The following is a 20,351-nucleotide window of genomic DNA, read 5'->3' on the forward strand; positions in this document are numbered from 1 at the left end:
TATATTTTCTCTTTCCGTAATTTTATTAATGCAAGATAGTTTAGGATTACTTGCAATAACTCTAGCGGTTATACTACTATTTTCCATTTTAGCTGGTGTAATAATATTAAACCATGATGATATTACACAATTCTATAATGTTCAAGGTAATATAAATAGCGAAAAACTAAGTAAGGCTAAAGTAGGTTATTATTGGGTTGTAGAAGAGTTAAAAAACAGAACAATTTCCTTCATACCTCATGTATATATACTAGATACTGAGGGGGTATACAATATTCAAAGCATTTTAGAAACCACATTTAACGGACAGACTTACACATTCCCAGTCAAAAACTTGATGATCTTTACCAATGGTTCATTAGCTAAATATGGAGTAGTTTTGAGTCCGGGAGATGCAATAGTAATTAGATCAAATATCACTAGTGGGCAAATAAGTTTTGTAAGCAATACGGGAAACTCTTTCTCCTTAGCCCTATTTCCACCCTCAGTTAAAACGCTTTTACCAAATGAATATAACCAGAATTATACCGTCGTTGCCATAGGAAATGAGAGTATATTATCCATAAAGACAATAAATGAGAAGTTGATAGGGCCTAAAAACATTACGAGTGATGAATTAATCTTTGACTCAACACCTCCGTTATACAATGAAACGTTCCCTCCAGTAGAATCTCCAATACCATATGATTCTTACAAGGTTGATATTACTTATTTTGAAAATGTAACCCCAGTAAAGGTTATTGATGCCAAGAATAATGAAACATATCTCATTTACTTAGGCTATGGCTACTGGATTGGTGAGGTCTATGGAAACATAGATGAAAAATCTGTACGTATTGGTTCTTTCAATATCTCCTACAATACTACATACTTCTATTACACTTATGGTCCAGTAAACTTCCTTAGTAATTACAAAATTAATATCCACGAAGTCAGTAACGGATATGTCCCACTATGCATGATATTATATACTTACAATGTTACCAATCAAAGTTCTGGATATATTAGAATAGGAAACTATAGTCAATTATGGATTAAGCCGAAAGCAAACGTTAATATAGCTTATACTGGCACTAGTAATATTTACTACTACTATTACGATTTTATGATAAACTACGCCAATAATAGTAGTTTAAACTCCATCCTTATCGGAGGTTCTACTACATTCTTAGGCTATTTGCCAATAAACATAACAATAAACGTCATGGATAACCACAATTTAAACAACACAATCTCCTCTTTTATGATAGCCTACAACAATTCACAACAATTAACTAGCTTGCCAATAATTATGAACGTTACATATAATGTTACCTCATATTCCCCTCCATTTGTACTCAATTTTTCCTTGACTAATGTATCCCTTTCAATAATGTTTAATGGTACGTCTAACTTACCAAACTATACCTTCTATAGTTACAATCTACCTACTGTAATTCCAACAAACGAAAGTATATTGAATATTAATGGCTATACTTCATCAATGATCATTCCATTCTTTATTGTCATAGTTAATGGGAAAATAGTCGGAGAAAATTTACCTCCTTAATAAATTTATATAGTATAGGATCATTGAGGCAATTATTGCTACATCATAAGCTATAGTATTAAAAAAGAGAATTAAGATACATACCGCTAGGACGGAGTAGACATATCTCCAAAGATCCTTTGAAATCATGATACCAAATGCAGAAAAGCCCAGTGAGAATATGAGAGCTGAATAAAACCAATCTTGATAATCAAATGCAGTTGGTGGAAAAGCAGCTACTCCAATTAATGGGAAAACCTCTCTATACGTTAACCCCCTTAAATAATGCAATAAATATAAAGCCAGCATCTCGGCCATCATGGGATAGAAAAACCAGTAGCTATTTATCGAGTAGTAGAAGGCATAGTATAGCGTTAAAAACCTGGATGGACCAAATTGAGCAATACCGAAAGTAGATCCCATTAATATTTCATTCAATACTAATAGCAGTGAGAAAATGACAATATGGATTCTTTCTCCATCAAACTTCGTATTTGAAAATTTGCTTACTTTTAATAAAAAATAAACAATTAGGGGTATCATTGTGAAAGTGTTTATACCAAACGCTATTGCCAACGATAAGGTTGATGGAGAGATTAAATAAACTGATGCCCCAATGAACATAGTTATCATCATTACGAGGGAAAAGTAGATGAAGAAGACTCCAACGTAAGTTTTTATCTTCTCTATATAGTAAAGGATTAAGATTATGATGATAACCATAATCGAAGCTATGAACGATAAAACTATTAGTTCATCTGACACATGCGACTTATTTTATATTAAAAATAAAAAATTATATTGCGACTTACGGAAAACCTTTTATATAATGTGTCTTCATTTATAGTATGAATCCTTTTAAAAAAGAAAAAACATATCCTAAACAAGTTGATTTAAATAAGGTAGTTAATGAGTTTGTATCTTACCTAAATAGCGATAAATGGAAAGTACAACAAAAAGTAGAGGGAAATAAGGCAATAGTTCAAGCACAGAAAGGTGGAATATTAAGAGACATAATCGCTGCAGATAGAGCTTTAACGTTTACATTTGAGAATACACCTCAAGGTCTTAAGGTAACTGCAGGAGTAGGCAGTTGGATAAAGAATTTGGCAATAACTGCAGTAGAAACACTTTTACTATCTGAATTATTCCTAGTAGTTGACGTACCGGAAATGTTATGGAACCAACATGTTGAATCACAGCTTATGAAAAAAATAGATGAAATAGTACAAAGATCATAATTTATGGCATCTTCTTTTTTAATCGAGAATATATTTTTATCCTTTCTTCAGATTCTTTGATAGGCCTTTCGATCTCCTTAAACTTCACCTTTTCGAGAAAGTCTATAATTTCTTTAGGTTTATCTACACCACAGAATGACATACTCCTAACTATAGAACCTAAACCCCAAGGACCTCCATAAACCGTATTTATAAATTTCTTAACTTCATCAAAATTATTCATCATATACCCACATACTTCCTCCCTTATATGTGGATTATGTACTAGTGAAGATATAACGAATCTAGTATCTTGAGCCTTTATAGTCCTATTAAATATTAATGAGAAAACCTTGTTTACAATTGATGGGTCACGAAGTGAAGAAATTGCACTCAACATTCTATTCTTCTCCTCATCTATGGTATACTTCTTATACTTTTCTAGAAGAGTGTTGAAATCGTTAGTAGTGACTGCATAAGCTATTGCAACAGCCTCCTTCATGTTACTATCTATATTTTCATATTGATCAAATAGGGTAGATAACCCTAATGCAAACTCTTCATCCATTGTAGCTAAAGCATTGATAATTGCTGAGTACGCTAATTTGCCTAAGTCATCATTAAATTTCCTAAATATCTTCACTTGATTAACTAGAAAATCTTTTCCATAATGTTTCTTAAATAGATAGTATAATGTTAGAAGTTGGGAGGTAATCTCCCTTGATACGAAAGAGTTAGAAGTATTTGTAAATCTGCTAAGTAAATCAAAGTACGTCCTTGCGTCTATCAAATCAGCCAATAGGAAATTCCAATAATCATTAACCAGCCCTAACTCCTCATAAACATTATGCTTGGACGAAAAAGCTAAATCAAGAGAATCATAAAGCACCCTATAAAATCCAGTCCTATTTACATTAACCTTAATACTCTTCAAACCCTCTTCTAACTTTATTTCAGTAGATTCCTTATCTAAAAGAAGAGTGTTAAATTTACCGTTAATCTCATATGTAAGTGGAACCTTGTACGTCTCATTTAACCCACTATCAAGGAGCATAAATCTCTTTTGAGAAAACCTAATGGAATTACTATAAGTGTTAACAAAAATTACAGGGTAACCGGGTTTTGTAATCCAATCAGCCATAATCTCCCCTATATTCTGCCCAGCCGCCTTGGAAATAGAATCCCACAAATCCTTGCCCTCTGCATTGCCAAATTTGAATGAATTTAGGTAATTAACTACACCCCTTCTGAAATTCTCCTCACCAACATAAGCTTCAATCATCCTCAAAATACTAGCCCCCTTACCATAGCTAATATTATCAAACATTTGCTCGATTTCATGTGGATCCCTTACATGTGTCTCTATTGGGTGTGTAGTAGTGAGGGAATCATCTTCCAGCGCGCTTAAAGTTTCGCTGTAAATAAGATGACCTTCACTATCCCATTGTGGAAATAAATACTTTAGACTCTTAAAACTCATGAAAGTTGCGAAACTCTCGTTTAACCATAAATCATCCCACCACTTCAAAGTAACCAAATTACCAAACCATTGGTGAGCTAACTCATGAGCAACAACCTCAGCAACCCTAAACTTCTGATAAACAGAAGAAGAATCATCAGCCAATAAAGCAGTCTCCCTAAAAGTAATTGCCCCCCAATTCTCCATAGCCCCAGCTGCAAACTCTGGAACTTGTATCAAATGAACTTTCGGTAATTGATAAGGTATCTCAAAATAATTTTCGTAAAACTCGATAACCTTTCTGGCAACGTTAATTGCGAATAGTCCTCTCTTCGACTTTCCAGGGACTGTAGCCAATATTATGGTAGGTCTCTTTGAGTCATCTGCAATTTCCTCAAAATCGTCTATTCCTAAGTATAGCAGATATGTAGACATCCTAGGAGTTTCTTGAAAATGATAAATTACCTTACCGTTTGCATCCTCTTCTATTTTCTCAACCGGCATGTTCGATATTACCTTTAATCCCTTCTCTACTCTAACACTTAATCTAAATCTTGCTTTCATTGCAGGGTGATCAAAACATGGGATAAATCTTCTAGCATATATCGCCTCAAACTGTGTTGTAATCATTCCTTTGCCATTATATGGAGCGACGTAAATTCCCAAAATTGAATCACGAGAAGCTTTTCCTTTAAACCTTACTTCAAGTTCTCTTTCAACCTTATCATAAATTATTAATTTCTCACCTTTTGCTTCAAATTTAACCTCTCTACCATCGGATTTCACACTTTCTATTTCGAGATTGAGATTATCAAGCTCTAATTTTTCTTCGTTTGAGGTAAGGTATATTTTCTCTATGCCTTCATAATCATATCCATTAAAATCCAGAAAAATTTCATACTTCTCCACGTTTTGCATACCTATATAAATAGAAGTGTAAATAAAAAATTAGTGATGAAGATAGAGAAGTATTTTGGTGTACCTTTAGGTGGAATAGGAACAGGGAAGATAAACTTCCACCCAGATCTTACGATTGATGATATAACTATTCTAAACAACTGGTCAAATCCACTTAGAAGAATAAGGGGTTTTCACATATTAACATTTCTAGATGGGGAACCTATTTTTCTTCAAACTAATCCTGGAAAAAACGTGGAAACACCCCCTCGATATACTTACATTAAGGATATGGAGATGTCGGTAGAGTTCCCAGTTATTAAGTATTCAACGCCTCTTGCTGAAATAGAAGTATATTCAGTTTTAAGGAAAAATGATATTAAGAATTCTTCTCTCCCAGCATTAAAGTTTAAAATAAAAGGAAAAGGAAGATTTGCAATTTCTTTTCCAAATATAATTGGAAGTAAAAGAGCTGGAAGAACAAATGAGAGCTATAAGGGAAAGTTAAATGGTGTTATAATGAGAAATGAAAAAGCCTTAAACTCCGATCCTGCTTATGGAGAAATTTTCTTGGGATGTGTAGGCTGTAAGGTTATAACAAATTTCGCCTACTATAAGCCAGCTAAGGTTGGAATGACTGAAGATATCACCTATTTTTATAATTTGGAAGAATATGATGAAAAATATATAATAAGACCTTATGCTAGAGAGGAAATAGGGGGTATTGTATATAAAGATGTAAATGAAGAAGAAACGTTTATCCTTTCATGGTTTTTCAACGGAAGACCTCATCATTATCCATATGGGCATTACTACGAGAACTTCTTTAAAGATTCGATAGATGTTGCAGAATACACTCTTAAGTTAGAACCAGATTTAGGTATAGAGGAAAAAGTAGAGTGGCTAAAGGAAGCTTTGGTAAATAGTTTGTACATCCTAACCTCAAATACTTGGTTAACTAAAGATGGCAGATTTGCCGTATATGAAGATCCTTACATTAGTAAATTAATGAACACTATTGGTTCTATGACCTTTGACGGCCTCGGATTTACCCTTTTAGAGCTTTATAGAGATTTAGTGATATCAGCCGACAATTATTTCGTGAACTATATAAATAATGGGGAAACACCCCACGATATCGGGGAGGAAAGTATTGAAGATCCAATTTACGGAGCGTCATATCCATACTGGTGGACTGACCTGGGACCAACCTTAGTCTTAATGCTGTACAGAGACTATATATCTACTTCTAATAGGGGAATTTTAGAGGAAAATTATAATAAAATAAAGGAGATAATTGATTGGCTCATAAGAAAGGACATGGATAACGATTGTATACCTGACTCAAAGGGTGGTTACGACAACTCTTATGATGGAACTCATATGTATGGAGCCTCATCCTATGTTGCATCAATGTTCCTTTCAGCACTAACTGCATTTATTAAAATATCTGAAATACTAGACGTTAAGATTGACGCTAAATATTATAGATTTTTAGAGTGTGGCAAGAAGACATTTAACTCATTATGGAATGGGAAATATTTCGTTTTATGGAAGAAGAACGATGAGGAAAATAGATCTTGCCTAAACTCACAATTACTAGGTCAATTCTGGTGTGATATTTTGGGATTACCGCCTATTACTGATAATGATAAGATAAACACAGCTTTGAGAAGTATTTATGAGCTAAACTTTAGAGCTTCTAAATACTGTTTAACCAATGCAGTGAAGGAAGATGGAAACATAGATACTTCAACAGGTCAACTTAGATCATGTTGGCCTAGAGTCTCCTTTGCAGTAGCGGCACATATGATATTAAGGGGCATGGTTAAGGAGGGAATGGAAGTAGCGAAAAGGGAATGGGAAACGATTAAGGAGCTCAACCCTTTTGATCAATCTTCTAGAATAGACGCAATAGAAGGAAAGTATGTAGGGTTAATGTCATATATAGGAAGTACTTCGGTTTGGTTAGTGAAATTAGCTTTGGATAAGCTACGTTAAAAAATATTCAATAACAATGTCATGAATATTATGATGGATTTGTATAATATCAGTGATAATCCTTAGCTTTTACAATGATTTTTTAAAAGTTGAGAAGACTACACTGCCACTTTTTAACGTCATCAGCACGTTAAGGTTTTCGTCCAATATAACTAAATCTGCAACATAACCCCTAGATATCTGTCCTCTATCATCTAAGTTAAGTAAGGATGCTGGAGAATACGTTGCATATTTAATTGCCTCTTTCAGTCCAACAACTTTACTAACCCTTCTTACACCTTCATCTAAAGTTATGTTACTACCTACAAGCTTGTTATTACCTTCAAAACAAGCCTTATTACAGATAATTTTTTCTCCATAAAGTAAAAATTCACCTTCGCCTAACCCTGCAGCTTGTAAGGAATCTGATACTAGTATTGTATTATCCCCTTTTAACTTACTTATAATATTTATTGTAATCTCATTAACATGCACTAAATCTGGTATTACTTCAGTGTATACTGGAGAAGTCAATGATACACCAATTACTCCAGGGTCTCTATGATGAAATGGCCTCATCGCATTAAACAAATGCGTAACTGATGATGCACCAAAGCCTATGGCTCTTCTGGTATCATCTGAGTTAGCATCTGTATGACCTAAAGAAACCTGAAAGTTGTCTACGAGGGTCTCCAATTCTCTATCACTCATAATCTCGGGTGCTACAGTAATCCTTTTAATTTTAAATAGTTTCGAAATTTCTAAAATTCTTTCATCGAATCTAGTGAAGAATTTATGCGCCCCAGCTCTATTCGGATTTATTATAGGTCCTTCAAGGTGTATTCCAATACTTTTAGCTTCATTCAGAATTCCCGCTATGCTAATCAATTTTTCAACATTCTCAGAAATTGTAGATGGAATGAAAGTCGTTACGCCATGTGAATAGTAGTATTTTGTCATCTTTTCATAACTTTCAACACTCTTAACGTCATTCACTAGAATTCCTCCTATACCATGGGTGTGAATGTCAATTAACCCAGGTACTACGTACTTGCCTTTCTCTATCTTTATTTCCTCATTGCATATTTCACTTCCAATTTTTCTTATTTTTCCATCTAATATTATTATATCATCTCTAAAACTTTCTAATGGTGTTATTATCTCTAACCCTCTAATGCACTTGTTCACTTTCCTTCACCTTGCCATATAGGAAACAAGCAACATCATGGGAGTATTTAAATAATCTAGGCTCTTCATTATTACATATATCCATTGCAAATGGACATCTTAGCCTATACGGACATCCTTTTTCTACCCTTTCGTAATTTATCTTAACGTCAACTTCCCTATATAGATTATCGATAGATGGTGTAAGTTTTATCAGGTCCTTTGTATAAGGATGTAATGGGTCCTTCAGTATTTCCTCCAAATCTCCACTCTCTACTATTCTACCAGCAAACATTACTATTGCATTACCCTTGTTAAATAGATGATAAAAGTATCTGGCTATTGGGATATCATGAGTAATGAACAACATTGTGAGATTGAGTCTATTCTTTATTTCAGCTAGTGTATTTAGTATACCAATCCTCAAAGAAGCGTCAACCATAGTTACGGGTTCATCGGCAACTATTATCTTGGGGTTTACTGAAAGACTTCTAGCTATATTAAGCCTTTGCTTCTGTCCTCCTGAAAGCTGATGGGGATATTTACTCAAAAATTCCCCTGCAGGTGTCAATTTTACTAATTCCAATAAGTTAATTAAACGCTTTCTTAGCTCATCTTTGTTGATCTTTTCCCAACGTAATATGGGAGCTGCTAAGATCTCTTCCACAGTCTTATTAAAGGGAAGTGTTGAGTAGGGGTCTTGAGGAATTAGTTGAACATCCTTTCTATATTTCTTAAATATTTTTCTCTTATTCTTCCAGATATTATATCCATCATAAATTACTTCACCGGACGTTGGTTTTTGTAAACCGACAATTACTCGTCCTAAAGTAGTTTTACCAGCTCCACTTTCACCTAATACTATAAGTAGATCCCCTTGATTTATGCTCAAAGATATATCCTTTAAAGCATGGAATTGCCGCTTTCTGAATAATCCAACCTTATCTTCAAAAACTACTGAAATTTTCTTAAGCTCCATTAGACCCATATAAGTGACACCTTACCTTTCTATCTTTTACTAAACGAATCTCGGGTAATTCTTCTTTGCATCTTCCGAAAGCTTTGGGACATCTATTTAGAAAAGGACAACCCTTTTCTTTTGACAGTAATAGTTCCTCTAAGGGAACGTTGATGATCTTCACTTCTCCTTTTAAGGAAGGAATCGAGGACACTAATAATGATGTATATGGGTTTAATGGATTTTTAATGATATCCTCAGTTTTGCCCTCTTCCATGACATAGCCTTTATACATAACCAACAATCTATTAGCTATTTGAGCTATATTAAGTATATCATGCGTTACATAAATTATTGTAACTCCTAATTCTTGATTTATAGTTTTTATTAACTTTAATAATAATTCTTGATTAAGCATATCTAACGCACTTGCTGGCTCGTCCATTAATATTAACTTAGGATTTAGGAGAAGGCTTAACGCTATCATAACCCTCTGTCTCATACCACCAGATAATTGGAATGGATACATGCTAAGAACACGATTAGGATCTAAACTTACTAATTTCAATAATTCCCTTGCTCTCTCAATTACACTTTTCTTATCTGCTTCTCCGTGACTCATTGCTATATAATAGAAAGTCTCACTAACCGGTAAAACCGGATTTAAGGCATTCTGACTAGCTTGGGGGACATATGAAATTTCTTTCCACAATAATTTTCTAAACTCGTCTATAGGAATAGCAAATAAATCAATGCCACTAAAGATTACTTTCCCAGAGACTACTTTACCTGGGGGTCTTATAGCTCTAAGTATAGCGTTAATGAGTGTAGACTTACCAGAGCCACTTTCACCGATAATTCCAAGAACTTCACCCTTTTCAACTCCAAAACTGACATCATTAACCGCCCTTACAATCCTATTATTACCCTCATCATAAATCACATTCAGATTATAAACTTCCAATATCATAACATGTATATAGCTTGTATTTGTTACTTATAGATTTTTCTTCTCGAGAAAATAAAAGGGTGTAAAGCAAATTTATATTATGATGCAGAATAAATTATTCGAGTATCTCTGGCTTGTATGGAAGAACAAAAAATCTAGGGTAGGATTAATTATAACTGTATTTTATATTTTAATCGCAGTGTTTGGTGAAATTATATTTCCTACGACGTACTCTCTACACCCTAGCTCAACTACGATATTCATGCCACCACAATTATCAAACTTTTATCTAATCTTTGGAACTGGTCCATTTGCGGAAAGTATATTAGTGCAAATCATTCAAGGCGCTGAGTCAGTAATTGAGGTAAGTTTCTTAGCTGGCCTATTCGCTACACTAATAGGGATAGCCGTAGGGATAGTGGCAGGCTATCTAGGTGGAATAATTGATGATATACTCATGGGAATAACTGATATTGTGCTAACTTTACCTAGTATAATATTATTAATTGTAGTAGTAAGCGCTTTCAAGACTAGTAATCCAATTATCCTTTCTCTGATATTGAGTATAACTAGTTGGGCTGGATTAGCTAGAGCTGTAAGATCTCAAGTTCTAGTAATTAGAAATTCCCCGACAATAGAAGTATTAAGGGTATTGGGATTGTCTAGGGGATATATCATATTTAGGGAAGTAGCTCCAACCTTGGGTTCATATATTATAATACACTATATATTTAACGTAGAAGCTGCAGTTTACGCGGAAGTAGGATTATACTACTTAGGAGTATTACCCTATAACCCAAATAATTGGGGAGCAATGATACAACAAGCACTTTCTTATGGAGCAGCCCTAGGTGGAAAGGCAATATATTATCTAGCCTTTCCCACGGTTGCAATCGTGGGCTTTATGAGTGGTCTGATATTGCTAAGTTACGGAATTGACGAAATATCTAATCCTCGAATAAGATCATACAAATAAAGAGTGAAAAATCAAATAACTTTTTTTATATTATCCTCTCTCTATCTCCTTCTCATCAAGAATATCACAACTGCAATAATAACGATGATGACAACAATTACAGCAGCGACAATTGGAATAATTGAAGATGATGTCGTTGTAACTGTAGTTGTAGTAACAGAAGTAGTGACCACAGCTGTGGTTGTCGTAGCTACAGACGTGGTTGTTGTAGTTAAAGTAGTAGGAACAGTAGTTGTACTCACTGAGGTCGTTGTTGTCGTAACTATGGTACTCTTATATAATGGAGCATACCAATAATCTATTAGAGCTTGTATCATTGCAGTACCACCTATACCGTATTGTGCCTCCGACCATATCCATGAATTGGCCGGTGGAGCTGCAATAAGAAGCGAAGGATTAACGATGACGTAATTCTCAATCTCAACTAGAGGTAAAATTGGAAGTAAATATTGGTTCATATAATATGATAACTGCTGATTAGATTGTATTAGCTGTTGTGTACTATTAGGAGACTCGGTTTCTTCAAGTAGTTTATGGAAGTCAATTACAGTACCATTAGGCAGAGTAAGATTTTCATTCCATTGGGTAACATTCCATGGGTATCCTCCAAAATATGAAAGTACTAAACTCCATGGTGCAGTACCCGGGGAATATGAACTACCCCAATTCTCAAACCATAAATCATAGCCAGTGCCATTTTGCCATGCCTGATGCCATTGACTAACTACAGTATATACATGCAACTGTACGTTAATTCCAAATTGTTGTAATTCTTTCTGAACCTCTTCCATCATAGCTAAGGCTTGTGTTGGTGGCGCACCTGCACCTATAGTTAAAGTAAATGGTGTCCCGTTAGGAGTGTACCACACGCCGGATTTCTGATAGAACCCTACACTTTCAAGTAGTTGCGCAGCCTTCGTTAAATTGATATTATATGGATTTAACGATGAATAGTATTGCGGAGATGTCATGAATGAATAGTATGACACGTTGGGAATTGCATTAGGGATAGTAACTGGTGCTGTTAAAGGACCACCCACTTCTGCTATTGCAGTCCTATTTAGAATATATGCGATTGCAGCCCTAACTTGATAGTCTCTTAGCCAAGGATTCTTCAAATTAAATGCCAAACCCCAACCGAATGGTTGAGGTATTTTGATAACCTCAAGCGTAGTTGGCAAACTCTCTAGTTGGGTTGGTGATAATCCAGTCAAACCCGACCAGTCCAGAGAAACTTGACCCCCAGTTATTGCAGCTGCTGCTAAATCTGCTTGTCCATATTGATACACTATTATTTGGTTAAATGGTATATATTTGGCGTTATAGTAATAGGGATTCTTATTCAATACTATCTCATTTGATGACAGTTGTGATAGGTAAAATGGGCCACTATACGGATATGTTGTAGGATCGGGTCTAAAATGAGTAATTTCTGATCTAATATTCTTAATTATCTGTTGTGCAAGTTTCATATTGCTAGTGTTTTGTATTTTCGTCCAATTCCCTAGTATCTGATTAATTATAGGCTTCCAAACCTGATACGGTATTATAATAGCAACTTCCCCTAAGCCTACCGTATTAATTAGTGTAGTAGTATACAATATTGGTGATAAAGTATTGTTGGGCCAGGTCTCAATTAGCGTATAATTGTTAACTACAGTGTAATTTGGGAATGGAGGCGCACCAAACATATCTAGTATTAAACATGTTGCCATAAGATCATAAGCTGTTAGGGGTTGCCCATTACTCCAACCAGTATCGTTTCTAATAACTAATGTGACATTTATTGGTTTAGTCTGCCAAATTTGTTGCCAATTTGATGGGGAGAAGTTCCAAGAAGTTACTATTACTGGAATTGCTTGTCCGTTAGTAACGTTAATTAAAGCAGAGTAAGCATAGAGTAAACCATAAAAAGATCCACCCAATCCTCCTGCGAATATATTAGGGTTATATGTCGCAAATGAGGAAAATGCTTCTACGTTAGAATTATACCATCCTAGGTAAAGTGTTGATGGAAATACAGAAGATGCTGAACTGGCTATCAATATACCACTCATTGAAGAAAGCATTACAAATATTGAGAATATTATCCCTAGTTCTAATACTAATTCCTTTCGCATAGATATTATTTGTATTTTCCCACTTATAAACTTTGCCTAAACCTTTATGGTATAGTTGAGAAACACTTATATCTTATTAAAAGTAATAATAATTATGAATTATAAATGGCTGATTAGGAGATTAGCATCGGTAATTGTTGCGATATTTGCTACAATAGTCATAAGCTGGGCCTTATTGGAGTTTTCTCCCTACTCTCCCGCAAATTACATCATGCAGTTCATAAATCCACAAGAATTTGCTCAAAAACCTGAACTATATAGTTCACTCATAGATTATTTAAACACTCTCAGACCCCATGGGAATCCGTTAATTAGCGCTGCGGATTACATTTGGAATACGTTACATGGAAATCTGGGCTTCTCGATAATAAGCAACGTACCAGTGGCTCAACTGATTGCAGTTGCGTTACCTTGGACCTTATTCATCGTTGTAACATCTCTTCTAATAAGTTTCTTCCTTGGGATAAGAATAGGCCAGAAACTAGGGTATATGAGGGGGACTAAGACCGATTCCATATCTACCGTTTCGCTATCGATCTTAAGATCAGTACCAATTTACATCTATGCCGTGTTACTTATTTACATACTTGCGTTCACATACCATATCTTTCCCACGGGAGGTGCTTACAGTGTACATGTAACTCCAGGGTTTAATCTTCCCTTCATAGCTAGCGTGTTGTATCATGCATTTTTACCAATATTCACATTGACCATAGTAAATTTAGTAGGATGGATCTTACAGATGAGGGCAAACACAATATATGTACTTGGCGAAGATTTCGTAAACTTTGCTGAACTCTCTGGAGTTAAAAAAGATATAATAGAAAAGAAGTATATTGGAAAGAATGCAATATTGCCCCTATACACCAGCTTAATCATAGCAATAGGATTTTCCTTTAGTGGGTCAGTATTCGTAGAGCAGACATTTTCCTACCCCGGAGTAGGAAACTTACTAATCAACTCCATAACCTCTAATGACTATCCCACTGAAATGGGAGTATTCATCATAATAATTGTAGCAGTAATTGTAGGTAATTTAATCGCAGACTTAACATATTCGTTCTTAGATCCTAGAGCTAAGGTTGGTGAAGAATAATGGAAGCGTATAAAACACTATTGGCTATAGGTTATACACTGTTGCTACTTGACGTTTTCTCACTGGTAATATATAGGAGTCCTGCAACCTTATTCCCTCAGATAGTTGTATTGATATTATCAACGTTCATGATAGTATATGCGATCATCCAGATAAGGAACTTAAAATAGCTTCCTTAAAATTTGAATCGGATTTAAAAAGAGCAGTATAGATTTTATCTTCTTTACCGTTGATAAGTATTGAATTATTAGATACTGATATTGAAGCAAATATGAGATTAACATGATTTGAATAACGTAATTTTTTTAACACTTGTTTGTATGCTAAATCGTATATTCTAAGAAGAGAAGATAAGGTAATCTCCGCCTCCCTTTTTCTGAAGTACAATCCAGGATTATATAGGCTTGATAATAAATAATCTAAAGCATCTAGCCTCTCTTTCTTCTCGTTAAGACTCTTCAGATCTACATAACCATCCTCTAGTAATTTGACAACCTGATTTAGGGGGATTGGTTCTAATTTTTCCCCGTTCTCTTCAGGTTTAAGATTAGTCCTTACTAATAAAATTCTAGTATGAGGCTTCGATATGTTTTCAAGAAAATACGCGTCTATAAAAATATTATCAGTCATATAGAATGGCAATAATTTCATCTCCTTCGCCTCTCCTTTAATTGAACAGCGTAACCAAGAAGTATAAGACCGATAAATAATATGACTCCAGAAGATAAATAGCCAATTCCGGAGAACCAAGAGTTGAAAACTTTTATGGTAAACGAAATAGTAGTTAAATTAGAATATGGAGGCGATCTAAACTGAATATAAACTGTACCAGAATTCGGAGAAATATATGATATACTAAATCTATTTGCGTTACTTGCAACCTGTTGGGGTACGATCCCTATAATGTAAATGTTAATAGGTTTTGTAGAATTTCCTTCTATTACTATCCTATCATTCTCTTTAACCACAACTGGAAATCCTTGTGCTCCTTCTTCGGCCAAGGAAATAGTATCCTTTAGAGCGTATACTACTAGAGAAGAATAGAGATACGTGAAAATTACGTCTATCAGACCTATAGCTAATATTACAATTGAAACTGCTAAAATTGTCCTCTTTCTCATACAATATATACCCTATTTTCTAGCTGATAAAAACTTTATTTTTTCTAAACCTTTACTTACATACATGACAAAGATTTCGGAAATTGAAGCGTATATTTTAGGTAAGGAGGTAACAAGCGCCCAATGGGCGTCATTAATGGTATTGGTAAAGGTTACAACAAGCGATGGCAGAGTAGGCTGGGGAGAAACTGTGAGCGCGTTGAGAGCCGAAGCAGTGGCAAATTTTGTAAAGAAGATAAATACTGTATTAAAAGGAAGTGATGTCTTTAACGTAGAAAAGAACAAGCTAGAATGGTACAAGCATGATTTCAATATGACCATCTCCTTAGAGTCTACAACAGCCTATAGTGCAGTAGATATTGCGTCTTGGGATGTAATTGGAAAAGAATTGGGAGCTCCATTATATAAATTGCTCGGAGGAAAAACGAGAGATAAAATACTTGTCTACGCAAATGGATGGTATCAAAATTGCGTTAGGCCGGAGGACTTTGCGGATAAGGCCAAAGAAGTCGTAAAAAAGGGTTACAAGGCTTTGAAATTCGATCCATTTGGCCCATATTTTAACGATATTTCAAAGAGAGGTCTAGATATGGCTGAGGAGAGGGTAAAGGCTGTTAGGGAGGCTGTAGGTGATAATGTGGATATTTTAATAGAGCATCACGGTAGGTTTAATGCAAATTCAGCAATAATGATAGCGAAAAGGCTAGAGAAGTATAATCCATTGTTTATGGAGGAACCTGTTCATCCTGAGGATATGGAAGGGCTTAAAAAATATAGGGCCAATACGAGCTTAAGGATTGCATTAGGTGAGAGGATAATCAATAAACATCAAGCTTTGCACTTTATGAAAGAGGGATTGGTTGACTTCTTACAAGCTGATCTATACAGAATTGGTGGAGTTACCGAGACTAAGAAAGTAGTGGGAATTGCTGAAGCCTTTGACGTACTGATGGCTTTCCACAATGCTCAAGGTCCGATATTAAATGCTGCGACACTACAATTTGATGCGTTCATTCCCAACTTCTTAATACAAGAGTCCTTCTATGATTGGTTCCCAGGTTGGAAGAGGGAGCTAATATATGATGGTACCCCAGTTGATAATGGATATGCAATAATACCGGAAAGACCAGGTTTGGGAGTTGAGGTAAACGAGAAAATGTTAGAGAGTTTAAAGGTTAAGGGTGAGGAATACTTTAACCCAGAGGAACCAGTGTGGGTAGTTAAAGGAACGTGGAAGGATTACTAGTTAGACCTCACCTTTAGAAATTTCCTCTGGATCTGGTTTTCTACTTATTAGCCTGCCTCCATCTATTACAATCTCAGTTCCAGTAATAAAGGTGTTTAAGTCTGATGCTAGAAAGGCCAATAGGTAAGAGGCCTCTATTGTCCTTCCCATTCTTCCTAATAGGGTTGCAGCTCTTTCATCTAAACTTGCTGGGGGTTCATTGTCTTTCGAGTAAATTGGGCCTGATAACACGGTAATAACTTGTATTCCGTATTTTCCCAAATCCACAGCCATACTTCTAGTCATAGATATCAAACCACCTTTAGTAGTGACATAGGCGAAGGATCTCTGTAATGGAAACTTAGATTGAATTGCAGAGATATTAATTATTTTTCCCTTGATGCCATTTTTAATCATAAGCCTTGCAGCCATTCTTGATAAGAGAAAAGGCGCAGTCAAGTTTAAGCTAATCATTTCATCCCACTCTTTCATTGGAATATCAAGCACTGAATATCGTGAATTTCGTGACGCATTATTTATCAAAACGTGAATTATTCCCACGTTTTTCTCGTACCATTCAATAAATGAAATAACTTCTTCTCTACTTGTTAAATCAACTTTTTTGAAATGTACACCTTTAGGTAGAGAGCCAACTTCTCTCTTGCCTATAACGTAAACATTTGCACCTAATTTACTGAAGAGCTCAGCTGTCTTTAGACCTATACCGGAAGTTCCACCAGTTATAAGAGATACTTTTCCGCTTAAATCCAGCTTAATCATATAGAATAATCTTAAACTTGAATAAATAAACTTTGAAGATGTGTAGACTACATTAAATACTTTTCAACTAATACGGCTTGTAATATATAAGTATATAAACTGTATGCTCTAAAATTACTTAAGACGTAGAAATCATCCTCTTATATGAATATAAATATCGTAGTGTACTCTGATACTTCAAAACGATCAATCATATAGGCTATACTTTAAAAAGTTAATAAGGGTAGTTCTCAAGCAAAGTAGAAAATTACTCATTGCTATAAAAGTTCTTAAACCGAGTACGTTACTTTATAATATGATCTTAAGTTTAATCAAGAATGAAAATACCACATTTAAACCGCTAATCCTTCCTATAGTTCTTCTTGCAATTGCTGTTAACCCATACACAGAAAGTCTAGAATTTCACTATCCTGCAATTTATATGATTTCTCACTATCTAGTTTACTTCTCTGGAATATTTGTCGGTTATAAGTACTTTAAGGGAGACGAAATTTCTTTAGCGCTTGGATTGATACCACCTATCTTGTGGCACTTACCATATTTTTTCGCATTAGGTGCAGCTTTCACAACGTACAGAGTAATTCTCGAAATAACACTTCTTATTGGCGGAATTCTTGCGGGTTCCTCAATTAAATACGTAAAGTTTTACCTAAAAGTTACATTATTCGCACTCTGGATGTTGGGAGATAGTGCACTGGCAATAATATTCATTGTATCGAGTCCGATATATTCAAACGTTGCTTACAATTTCTCTCCATATCCTCCCTCATCCCTTCCAATTGCTGGTGTAACGATGTTCATTGCAATGAATGTGTTCCTAGGATACGTTATAGCTAAATACATAAAAGGAATAGTAGGGTGAGCGGAAAGGTCTTTCACTAAAAAGGGAGCTCTTTAAAAAATTAAATTGCGTAAAATAGAACAGATGATGTACAAAATAGCGATCCGAAGAATCCTAGTGCCATTAAATAGGCATAGTCTGGAATTAATAAGCCATAAAAAGCTAAACCACCAGCTGCTGCTATTCCTATAAACAATAGATTCAAGAGGGAAAATAGGTATACTGATCTTATACCTTCTCTAACTGATTGAGCAAGCATTGCAGCACCGAAAAACCCCACAAGCATGGCAAGGGTTATATGACTTGACAATATCAACGCCTCTGAATAGGCATTTAGTGGGAATTTATCATAAAATAATGTAGCTATCCCTGCGTAGAATAATCCAGCTAACAGTATGGTCTCAGTTAAGGAGATATACAACATCAGTTTACTTGGCCTTATTCTAGACTGTGAAACTACCAATTTACTCACCCCTTCTTATACTATATATTAAACAACCGGAGGCAGTTATAAGTGCAAATACAAAACCCATTCCCATTTGAAGCAAGTAATTCACATCTATCACACCTCCAAAATAAAATGATCCAGCAAACGCTGCAAAAAGGACTGAAAGAACGTTTAGAATAGAGATTACAATTGCACCCTTATCCTTATAGCTAACTGCGGATGCGAGCAAACCTATGCTTAATATAGCAACTAGAATTGCACCATATAAATGCATTATTAAGGGTACCCCTTGAAGAGGAAGGTTATATACAGCTAATAACATGCCTCCAGCGTAAAGAACAAGTAGTATTGCTACCTCACCAGAAGCTATTGCTGGCATATAATTCATTCTGGACATCATCTTACTTATTTGGATATACTTCTCATACATTAATTCAATAGTTCCCAACACAATCACCCTACTGATAGGTGTTTCCAGCATTCTGAAGCTCTGTATAGCAATTACTTGGAGTTTGACCAGATTGTAATAGCATTTTTTGGCATCCAGTTGCCTGGTCATATGAAGATAGATATGCATATCCAGAAAGATCATTAGTGCGTCCTAATATTGTAGGAGCATTTAAGTTCATGCCAATTGCGTAAAGGTAATCAGTATTAGAATCCCAATATAATTGCACGTAAGGTAATGGTCTAACTGTGGGTCCAGTTAGTACAGAAGCTCCGTGGTAAGGATCATAAGTAGATCCGTGACAATCACAATGTATAACTCCGGGTGCATTTGCTTGTTGAGCAGACTGTAAAGCAACTTCGGGTAGGAAGTTTGGGGTAGGTAAACCTACCTTCATATATTTAGGTGGATAAAAGTGGATTTCAGGTGGAGTGCACCCTAAATGTTGGCATATGGCTGAATAAGCTACTATTGAATTATTAGGACCAACCCCACCCGGAAAAGTATAAGTCTTACCGTTTTCCGGAATTACAACCGTAGTTGGAGGAACTTTTATAGGATTATCGTTCTCATCGCCTAAATTCAAGAGGAAAGTTATATCACCTTGCATTGGGTATTCAAATAATAAGATCTCTGGATTATTTACGGGAATTTGAGACGCTTTAATTGGATTCCCACTGGAGTCGACTATAATTACCCATGGAAATTGTTTCAAACTTATTTCAGGTTGATTTAGATACGAAATGACCGGAATTGCACTTAGTACTGCTGCAGCCCCTATACCTATGAGAATACCTTTTAGGAATGCTCTCTTGCTGGGATCAAGAGGACCTACATTTTTCTCAGCGTAATTATATAAATAATCTCTCCCACTTTTTATAAACTCTTTCTCATCAAACCTAGTTTTTGGATCTCTCATCTTCCTAAGAAGCTTAATAGCAAATATAAGATCATCACGCTTAATAATAGGTATTCCCTTAGCCATATTACTTACCAAATTTACAATGTAAGTTAAACCTTAAAAATTTTATTTTAAAATTTTCCATAGCAAATGTTAGCTTTATTTGTTGCACAAGGTTTTTTAGTAATATTATGACCATGTACCTTATGTAGAGGAAATTTATTATGCAATCAAATT

General features: G+C 35.1%; 20 protein-coding genes. 8 read left to right on the forward strand and 12 right to left on the reverse strand.

Annotated elements, in window-relative coordinates:
* Nucleotides 1-28 precede the first annotated feature (28 nt).
* Nucleotides 29-1,549 (forward strand): hypothetical protein, encoded by a 1,521-nt coding sequence (locus tag J5U23_RS04250; protein ID WP_218267068.1) that lies wholly within the window; start codon nucleotides 29-31, stop codon nucleotides 1,547-1,549.
* Here the strand turns inward: J5U23_RS04250 and J5U23_RS04255 are convergent.
* Nucleotides 1,538-2,293 (reverse strand): hypothetical protein, encoded by a 756-nt coding sequence (locus J5U23_RS04255; RefSeq protein ID WP_218267069.1) that lies wholly within the window; start codon nucleotides 2,291-2,293, stop codon nucleotides 1,538-1,540. The two genes, J5U23_RS04250 and J5U23_RS04255, sit on opposite strands and share 12 nt — an antisense overlap.
* A gap of 83 nt (nucleotides 2,294-2,376) precedes the next feature.
* Between J5U23_RS04255 and J5U23_RS04260 the strand changes: the two genes are divergently transcribed.
* Nucleotides 2,377-2,769, forward strand: a complete 393-nt coding sequence (locus J5U23_RS04260) for a hypothetical protein (protein ID WP_218267070.1) — start codon at nucleotides 2,377-2,379, stop codon at nucleotides 2,767-2,769.
* A 1-nt stretch (nucleotide 2,770) separates the two neighbouring features.
* Here the strand turns inward: J5U23_RS04260 and J5U23_RS04265 are convergent, their stop codons facing one another.
* A complete protein-coding gene (locus J5U23_RS04265; protein ID WP_218267071.1) occupies nucleotides 2,771-5,125 on the reverse strand; it encodes a M1 family metallopeptidase in 2,355 nt (784 codons plus the stop codon).
* On the opposite strand from J5U23_RS04265, the gene J5U23_RS04270 reads away from it, so the two are divergent.
* Nucleotides 5,120-7,105, forward strand: coding sequence for a glycoside hydrolase family 116 protein (locus J5U23_RS04270; RefSeq protein WP_218267072.1), 1,986 nt, complete (start codon nucleotides 5,120-5,122; stop codon nucleotides 7,103-7,105). The two genes, J5U23_RS04265 and J5U23_RS04270, sit on opposite strands and share 6 nt — an antisense overlap.
* A gap of 69 nt (nucleotides 7,106-7,174) precedes the next feature.
* Here the strand turns inward: J5U23_RS04270 and nagA are convergent, their stop codons facing one another.
* From nagA to J5U23_RS04285, 3 genes are read right to left on the reverse strand one after another with little or no spacing between them, the layout of a single operon-like run.
* A complete protein-coding gene (nagA, locus tag J5U23_RS04275; RefSeq protein WP_218267073.1) occupies nucleotides 7,175-8,272 on the reverse strand; it encodes an N-acetylglucosamine-6-phosphate deacetylase in 1,098 nt (365 codons plus the stop codon).
* The gene (locus J5U23_RS04280) at nucleotides 8,256-9,239 is read right to left on the reverse strand and encodes an ABC transporter ATP-binding protein (RefSeq protein WP_218267074.1); all 984 of its coding nucleotides are present in this window, start codon (nucleotides 9,237-9,239) and stop codon (nucleotides 8,256-8,258) included. Before J5U23_RS04280 ends, nagA begins: the two co-directional genes overlap by 17 nt.
* On the reverse strand, nucleotides 9,220-10,179 hold the full coding sequence (locus J5U23_RS04285; RefSeq protein ID WP_218267075.1) for an ABC transporter ATP-binding protein: 960 nt from the start codon (nucleotides 10,177-10,179) through the stop codon (nucleotides 9,220-9,222). The genes J5U23_RS04280 and J5U23_RS04285 overlap by 20 nt, the downstream gene beginning before the upstream one ends.
* A 79-nt stretch (nucleotides 10,180-10,258) precedes the next feature.
* Between J5U23_RS04285 and J5U23_RS04290 the strand changes: the two genes are divergently transcribed.
* Nucleotides 10,259-11,134 carry an ABC transporter permease gene (locus J5U23_RS04290; RefSeq protein WP_218267076.1) on the forward strand — a complete coding sequence of 292 codons (876 nt, stop codon included), beginning with the start codon at nucleotides 10,259-10,261 and terminating at the stop codon, nucleotides 11,132-11,134.
* A gap of 41 nt (nucleotides 11,135-11,175) precedes the next feature.
* Here J5U23_RS04290 and J5U23_RS04295 read toward each other — a convergent pair whose 3' ends face one another.
* Nucleotides 11,176-13,254: an ABC transporter substrate-binding protein gene (locus J5U23_RS04295; RefSeq protein ID WP_218267077.1), complete on the reverse strand. Its 2,079-nt coding sequence runs from the start codon at nucleotides 13,252-13,254 to the stop codon at nucleotides 11,176-11,178.
* A gap of 94 nt (nucleotides 13,255-13,348) precedes the next feature.
* On the opposite strand from J5U23_RS04295, the gene J5U23_RS04300 reads away from it, so the two are divergent.
* Entirely contained in the window at nucleotides 13,349-14,350 is a 1,002-nt protein-coding gene (locus J5U23_RS04300) for an ABC transporter permease (RefSeq protein ID WP_218267078.1), read from the forward strand.
* Nucleotides 14,350-14,520: a hypothetical protein gene (locus tag J5U23_RS04305; RefSeq protein ID WP_218267079.1), complete on the forward strand. Its 171-nt coding sequence runs from the start codon at nucleotides 14,350-14,352 to the stop codon at nucleotides 14,518-14,520. The genes J5U23_RS04300 and J5U23_RS04305 overlap by 1 nt, the downstream gene beginning before the upstream one ends.
* Here J5U23_RS04305 and J5U23_RS04310 read toward each other — a convergent pair.
* Both J5U23_RS04310 and J5U23_RS04315 read right to left on the reverse strand, forming a co-directional pair.
* Nucleotides 14,495-15,001 (reverse strand): hypothetical protein, encoded by a 507-nt coding sequence (locus tag J5U23_RS04310; RefSeq protein WP_218267080.1) that lies wholly within the window; start codon nucleotides 14,999-15,001, stop codon nucleotides 14,495-14,497. The two genes, J5U23_RS04305 and J5U23_RS04310, sit on opposite strands and share 26 nt — an antisense overlap.
* Nucleotides 14,998-15,471 (reverse strand): hypothetical protein, encoded by a 474-nt coding sequence (locus J5U23_RS04315; RefSeq protein ID WP_218259596.1) that lies wholly within the window; start codon nucleotides 15,469-15,471, stop codon nucleotides 14,998-15,000. The genes J5U23_RS04310 and J5U23_RS04315 overlap by 4 nt, the downstream gene beginning before the upstream one ends.
* A gap of 64 nt (nucleotides 15,472-15,535) precedes the next feature.
* Here J5U23_RS04315 and J5U23_RS04320 point away from each other — a divergent pair, with 64 nt between their 5' ends.
* Nucleotides 15,536-16,717 (forward strand): mandelate racemase/muconate lactonizing enzyme family protein, encoded by a 1,182-nt coding sequence (locus J5U23_RS04320; RefSeq protein ID WP_218267081.1) that lies wholly within the window; start codon nucleotides 15,536-15,538, stop codon nucleotides 16,715-16,717.
* Here the strand turns inward: J5U23_RS04320 and J5U23_RS04325 are convergent, their stop codons facing one another.
* On the reverse strand, nucleotides 16,718-17,476 hold the full coding sequence (locus J5U23_RS04325) for an SDR family NAD(P)-dependent oxidoreductase (protein WP_218267082.1): 759 nt from the start codon (nucleotides 17,474-17,476) through the stop codon (nucleotides 16,718-16,720).
* Nucleotides 17,477-17,771: 295 nt separating this feature from the next.
* Between J5U23_RS04325 and J5U23_RS04330 the strand changes: the two genes are divergently transcribed.
* A complete protein-coding gene (locus J5U23_RS04330; protein WP_244988822.1) occupies nucleotides 17,772-18,338 on the forward strand; it encodes a DUF1404 domain-containing protein in 567 nt (188 codons plus the stop codon).
* A 40-nt stretch (nucleotides 18,339-18,378) separates the two neighbouring features.
* On the opposite strand, the gene J5U23_RS04335 is transcribed toward J5U23_RS04330, so the two are convergent.
* The 3 genes from J5U23_RS04335 to J5U23_RS04345 are packed head-to-tail and all read right to left on the reverse strand — an operon-like array spanning nucleotide 18,379 to nucleotide 20,198.
* The gene (locus J5U23_RS04335; RefSeq protein ID WP_218259600.1) at nucleotides 18,379-18,789 is read right to left on the reverse strand and encodes a hypothetical protein; all 411 of its coding nucleotides are present in this window, start codon (nucleotides 18,787-18,789) and stop codon (nucleotides 18,379-18,381) included.
* Nucleotides 18,782-19,246: a hypothetical protein gene (locus tag J5U23_RS04340; RefSeq protein WP_218259601.1), complete on the reverse strand. Its 465-nt coding sequence runs from the start codon at nucleotides 19,244-19,246 to the stop codon at nucleotides 18,782-18,784. Before J5U23_RS04340 ends, J5U23_RS04335 begins: the two co-directional genes overlap by 8 nt.
* Nucleotides 19,224-20,198, reverse strand: a complete 975-nt coding sequence (locus J5U23_RS04345) for a Rieske 2Fe-2S domain-containing protein (RefSeq protein ID WP_218261269.1) — start codon at nucleotides 20,196-20,198, stop codon at nucleotides 19,224-19,226. The genes J5U23_RS04340 and J5U23_RS04345 overlap by 23 nt, the downstream gene beginning before the upstream one ends.
* Nucleotides 20,199-20,351: the final 153 nt, after the last annotated feature.

The organism is Saccharolobus shibatae B12 (genome assembly GCF_019175345.1).
Taxonomy (GTDB): Archaea; Thermoproteota; Thermoprotei_A; order Sulfolobales; family Sulfolobaceae; genus Saccharolobus; species Saccharolobus shibatae.

Bases quoted from the DNA above. Each gene is read 5' to 3' on its own strand.
- J5U23_RS04315 (WP_218259596.1), bottom strand. From the start codon at position 15,471: ATGAGAAAGAGGACAATTTTAGCAGTTTCAATTGTAATATTAGCTATA.
- J5U23_RS04250 (WP_218267068.1), top strand. From the start codon at position 29: ATGCAAGATAGTTTAGGATTACTTGCAATAACTCTAGCGGTTATACTA.
- J5U23_RS04340 (WP_218259601.1), bottom strand. From the start codon at position 19,246: ATGCTGGAAACACCTATCAGTAGGGTGATTGTGTTGGGAACTATTGAA.
- J5U23_RS04330 (WP_244988822.1), top strand. From the start codon at position 17,772: ATGATCTTAAGTTTAATCAAGAATGAAAATACCACATTTAAACCGCTA.
- J5U23_RS04310 (WP_218267080.1), bottom strand. From the start codon at position 15,001: ATGAAATTATTGCCATTCTATATGACTGATAATATTTTTATAGACGCG.
- J5U23_RS04345 (WP_218261269.1), bottom strand. From the start codon at position 20,198: ATGGCTAAGGGAATACCTATTATTAAGCGTGATGATCTTATATTTGCT.
- J5U23_RS04320 (WP_218267081.1), top strand. From the start codon at position 15,536: ATGACAAAGATTTCGGAAATTGAAGCGTATATTTTAGGTAAGGAGGTA.
- J5U23_RS04295 (WP_218267077.1), bottom strand. From the start codon at position 13,254: ATGCGAAAGGAATTAGTATTAGAACTAGGGATAATATTCTCAATATTT.
- J5U23_RS04260 (WP_218267070.1), top strand. From the start codon at position 2,377: ATGAATCCTTTTAAAAAAGAAAAAACATATCCTAAACAAGTTGATTTA.
- J5U23_RS04325 (WP_218267082.1), bottom strand. From the start codon at position 17,476: ATGATTAAGCTGGATTTAAGCGGAAAAGTATCTCTTATAACTGGTGGA.
- J5U23_RS04305 (WP_218267079.1), top strand. From the start codon at position 14,350: ATGGAAGCGTATAAAACACTATTGGCTATAGGTTATACACTGTTGCTA.
- J5U23_RS04285 (WP_218267075.1), bottom strand. From the start codon at position 10,179: ATGATATTGGAAGTTTATAATCTGAATGTGATTTATGATGAGGGTAAT.
- J5U23_RS04265 (WP_218267071.1), bottom strand. From the start codon at position 5,125: ATGCAAAACGTGGAGAAGTATGAAATTTTTCTGGATTTTAATGGATAT.
- J5U23_RS04290 (WP_218267076.1), top strand. From the start codon at position 10,259: ATGATGCAGAATAAATTATTCGAGTATCTCTGGCTTGTATGGAAGAAC.
- J5U23_RS04300 (WP_218267078.1), top strand. From the start codon at position 13,349: ATGAATTATAAATGGCTGATTAGGAGATTAGCATCGGTAATTGTTGCG.
- J5U23_RS04280 (WP_218267074.1), bottom strand. From the start codon at position 9,239: ATGGGTCTAATGGAGCTTAAGAAAATTTCAGTAGTTTTTGAAGATAAG.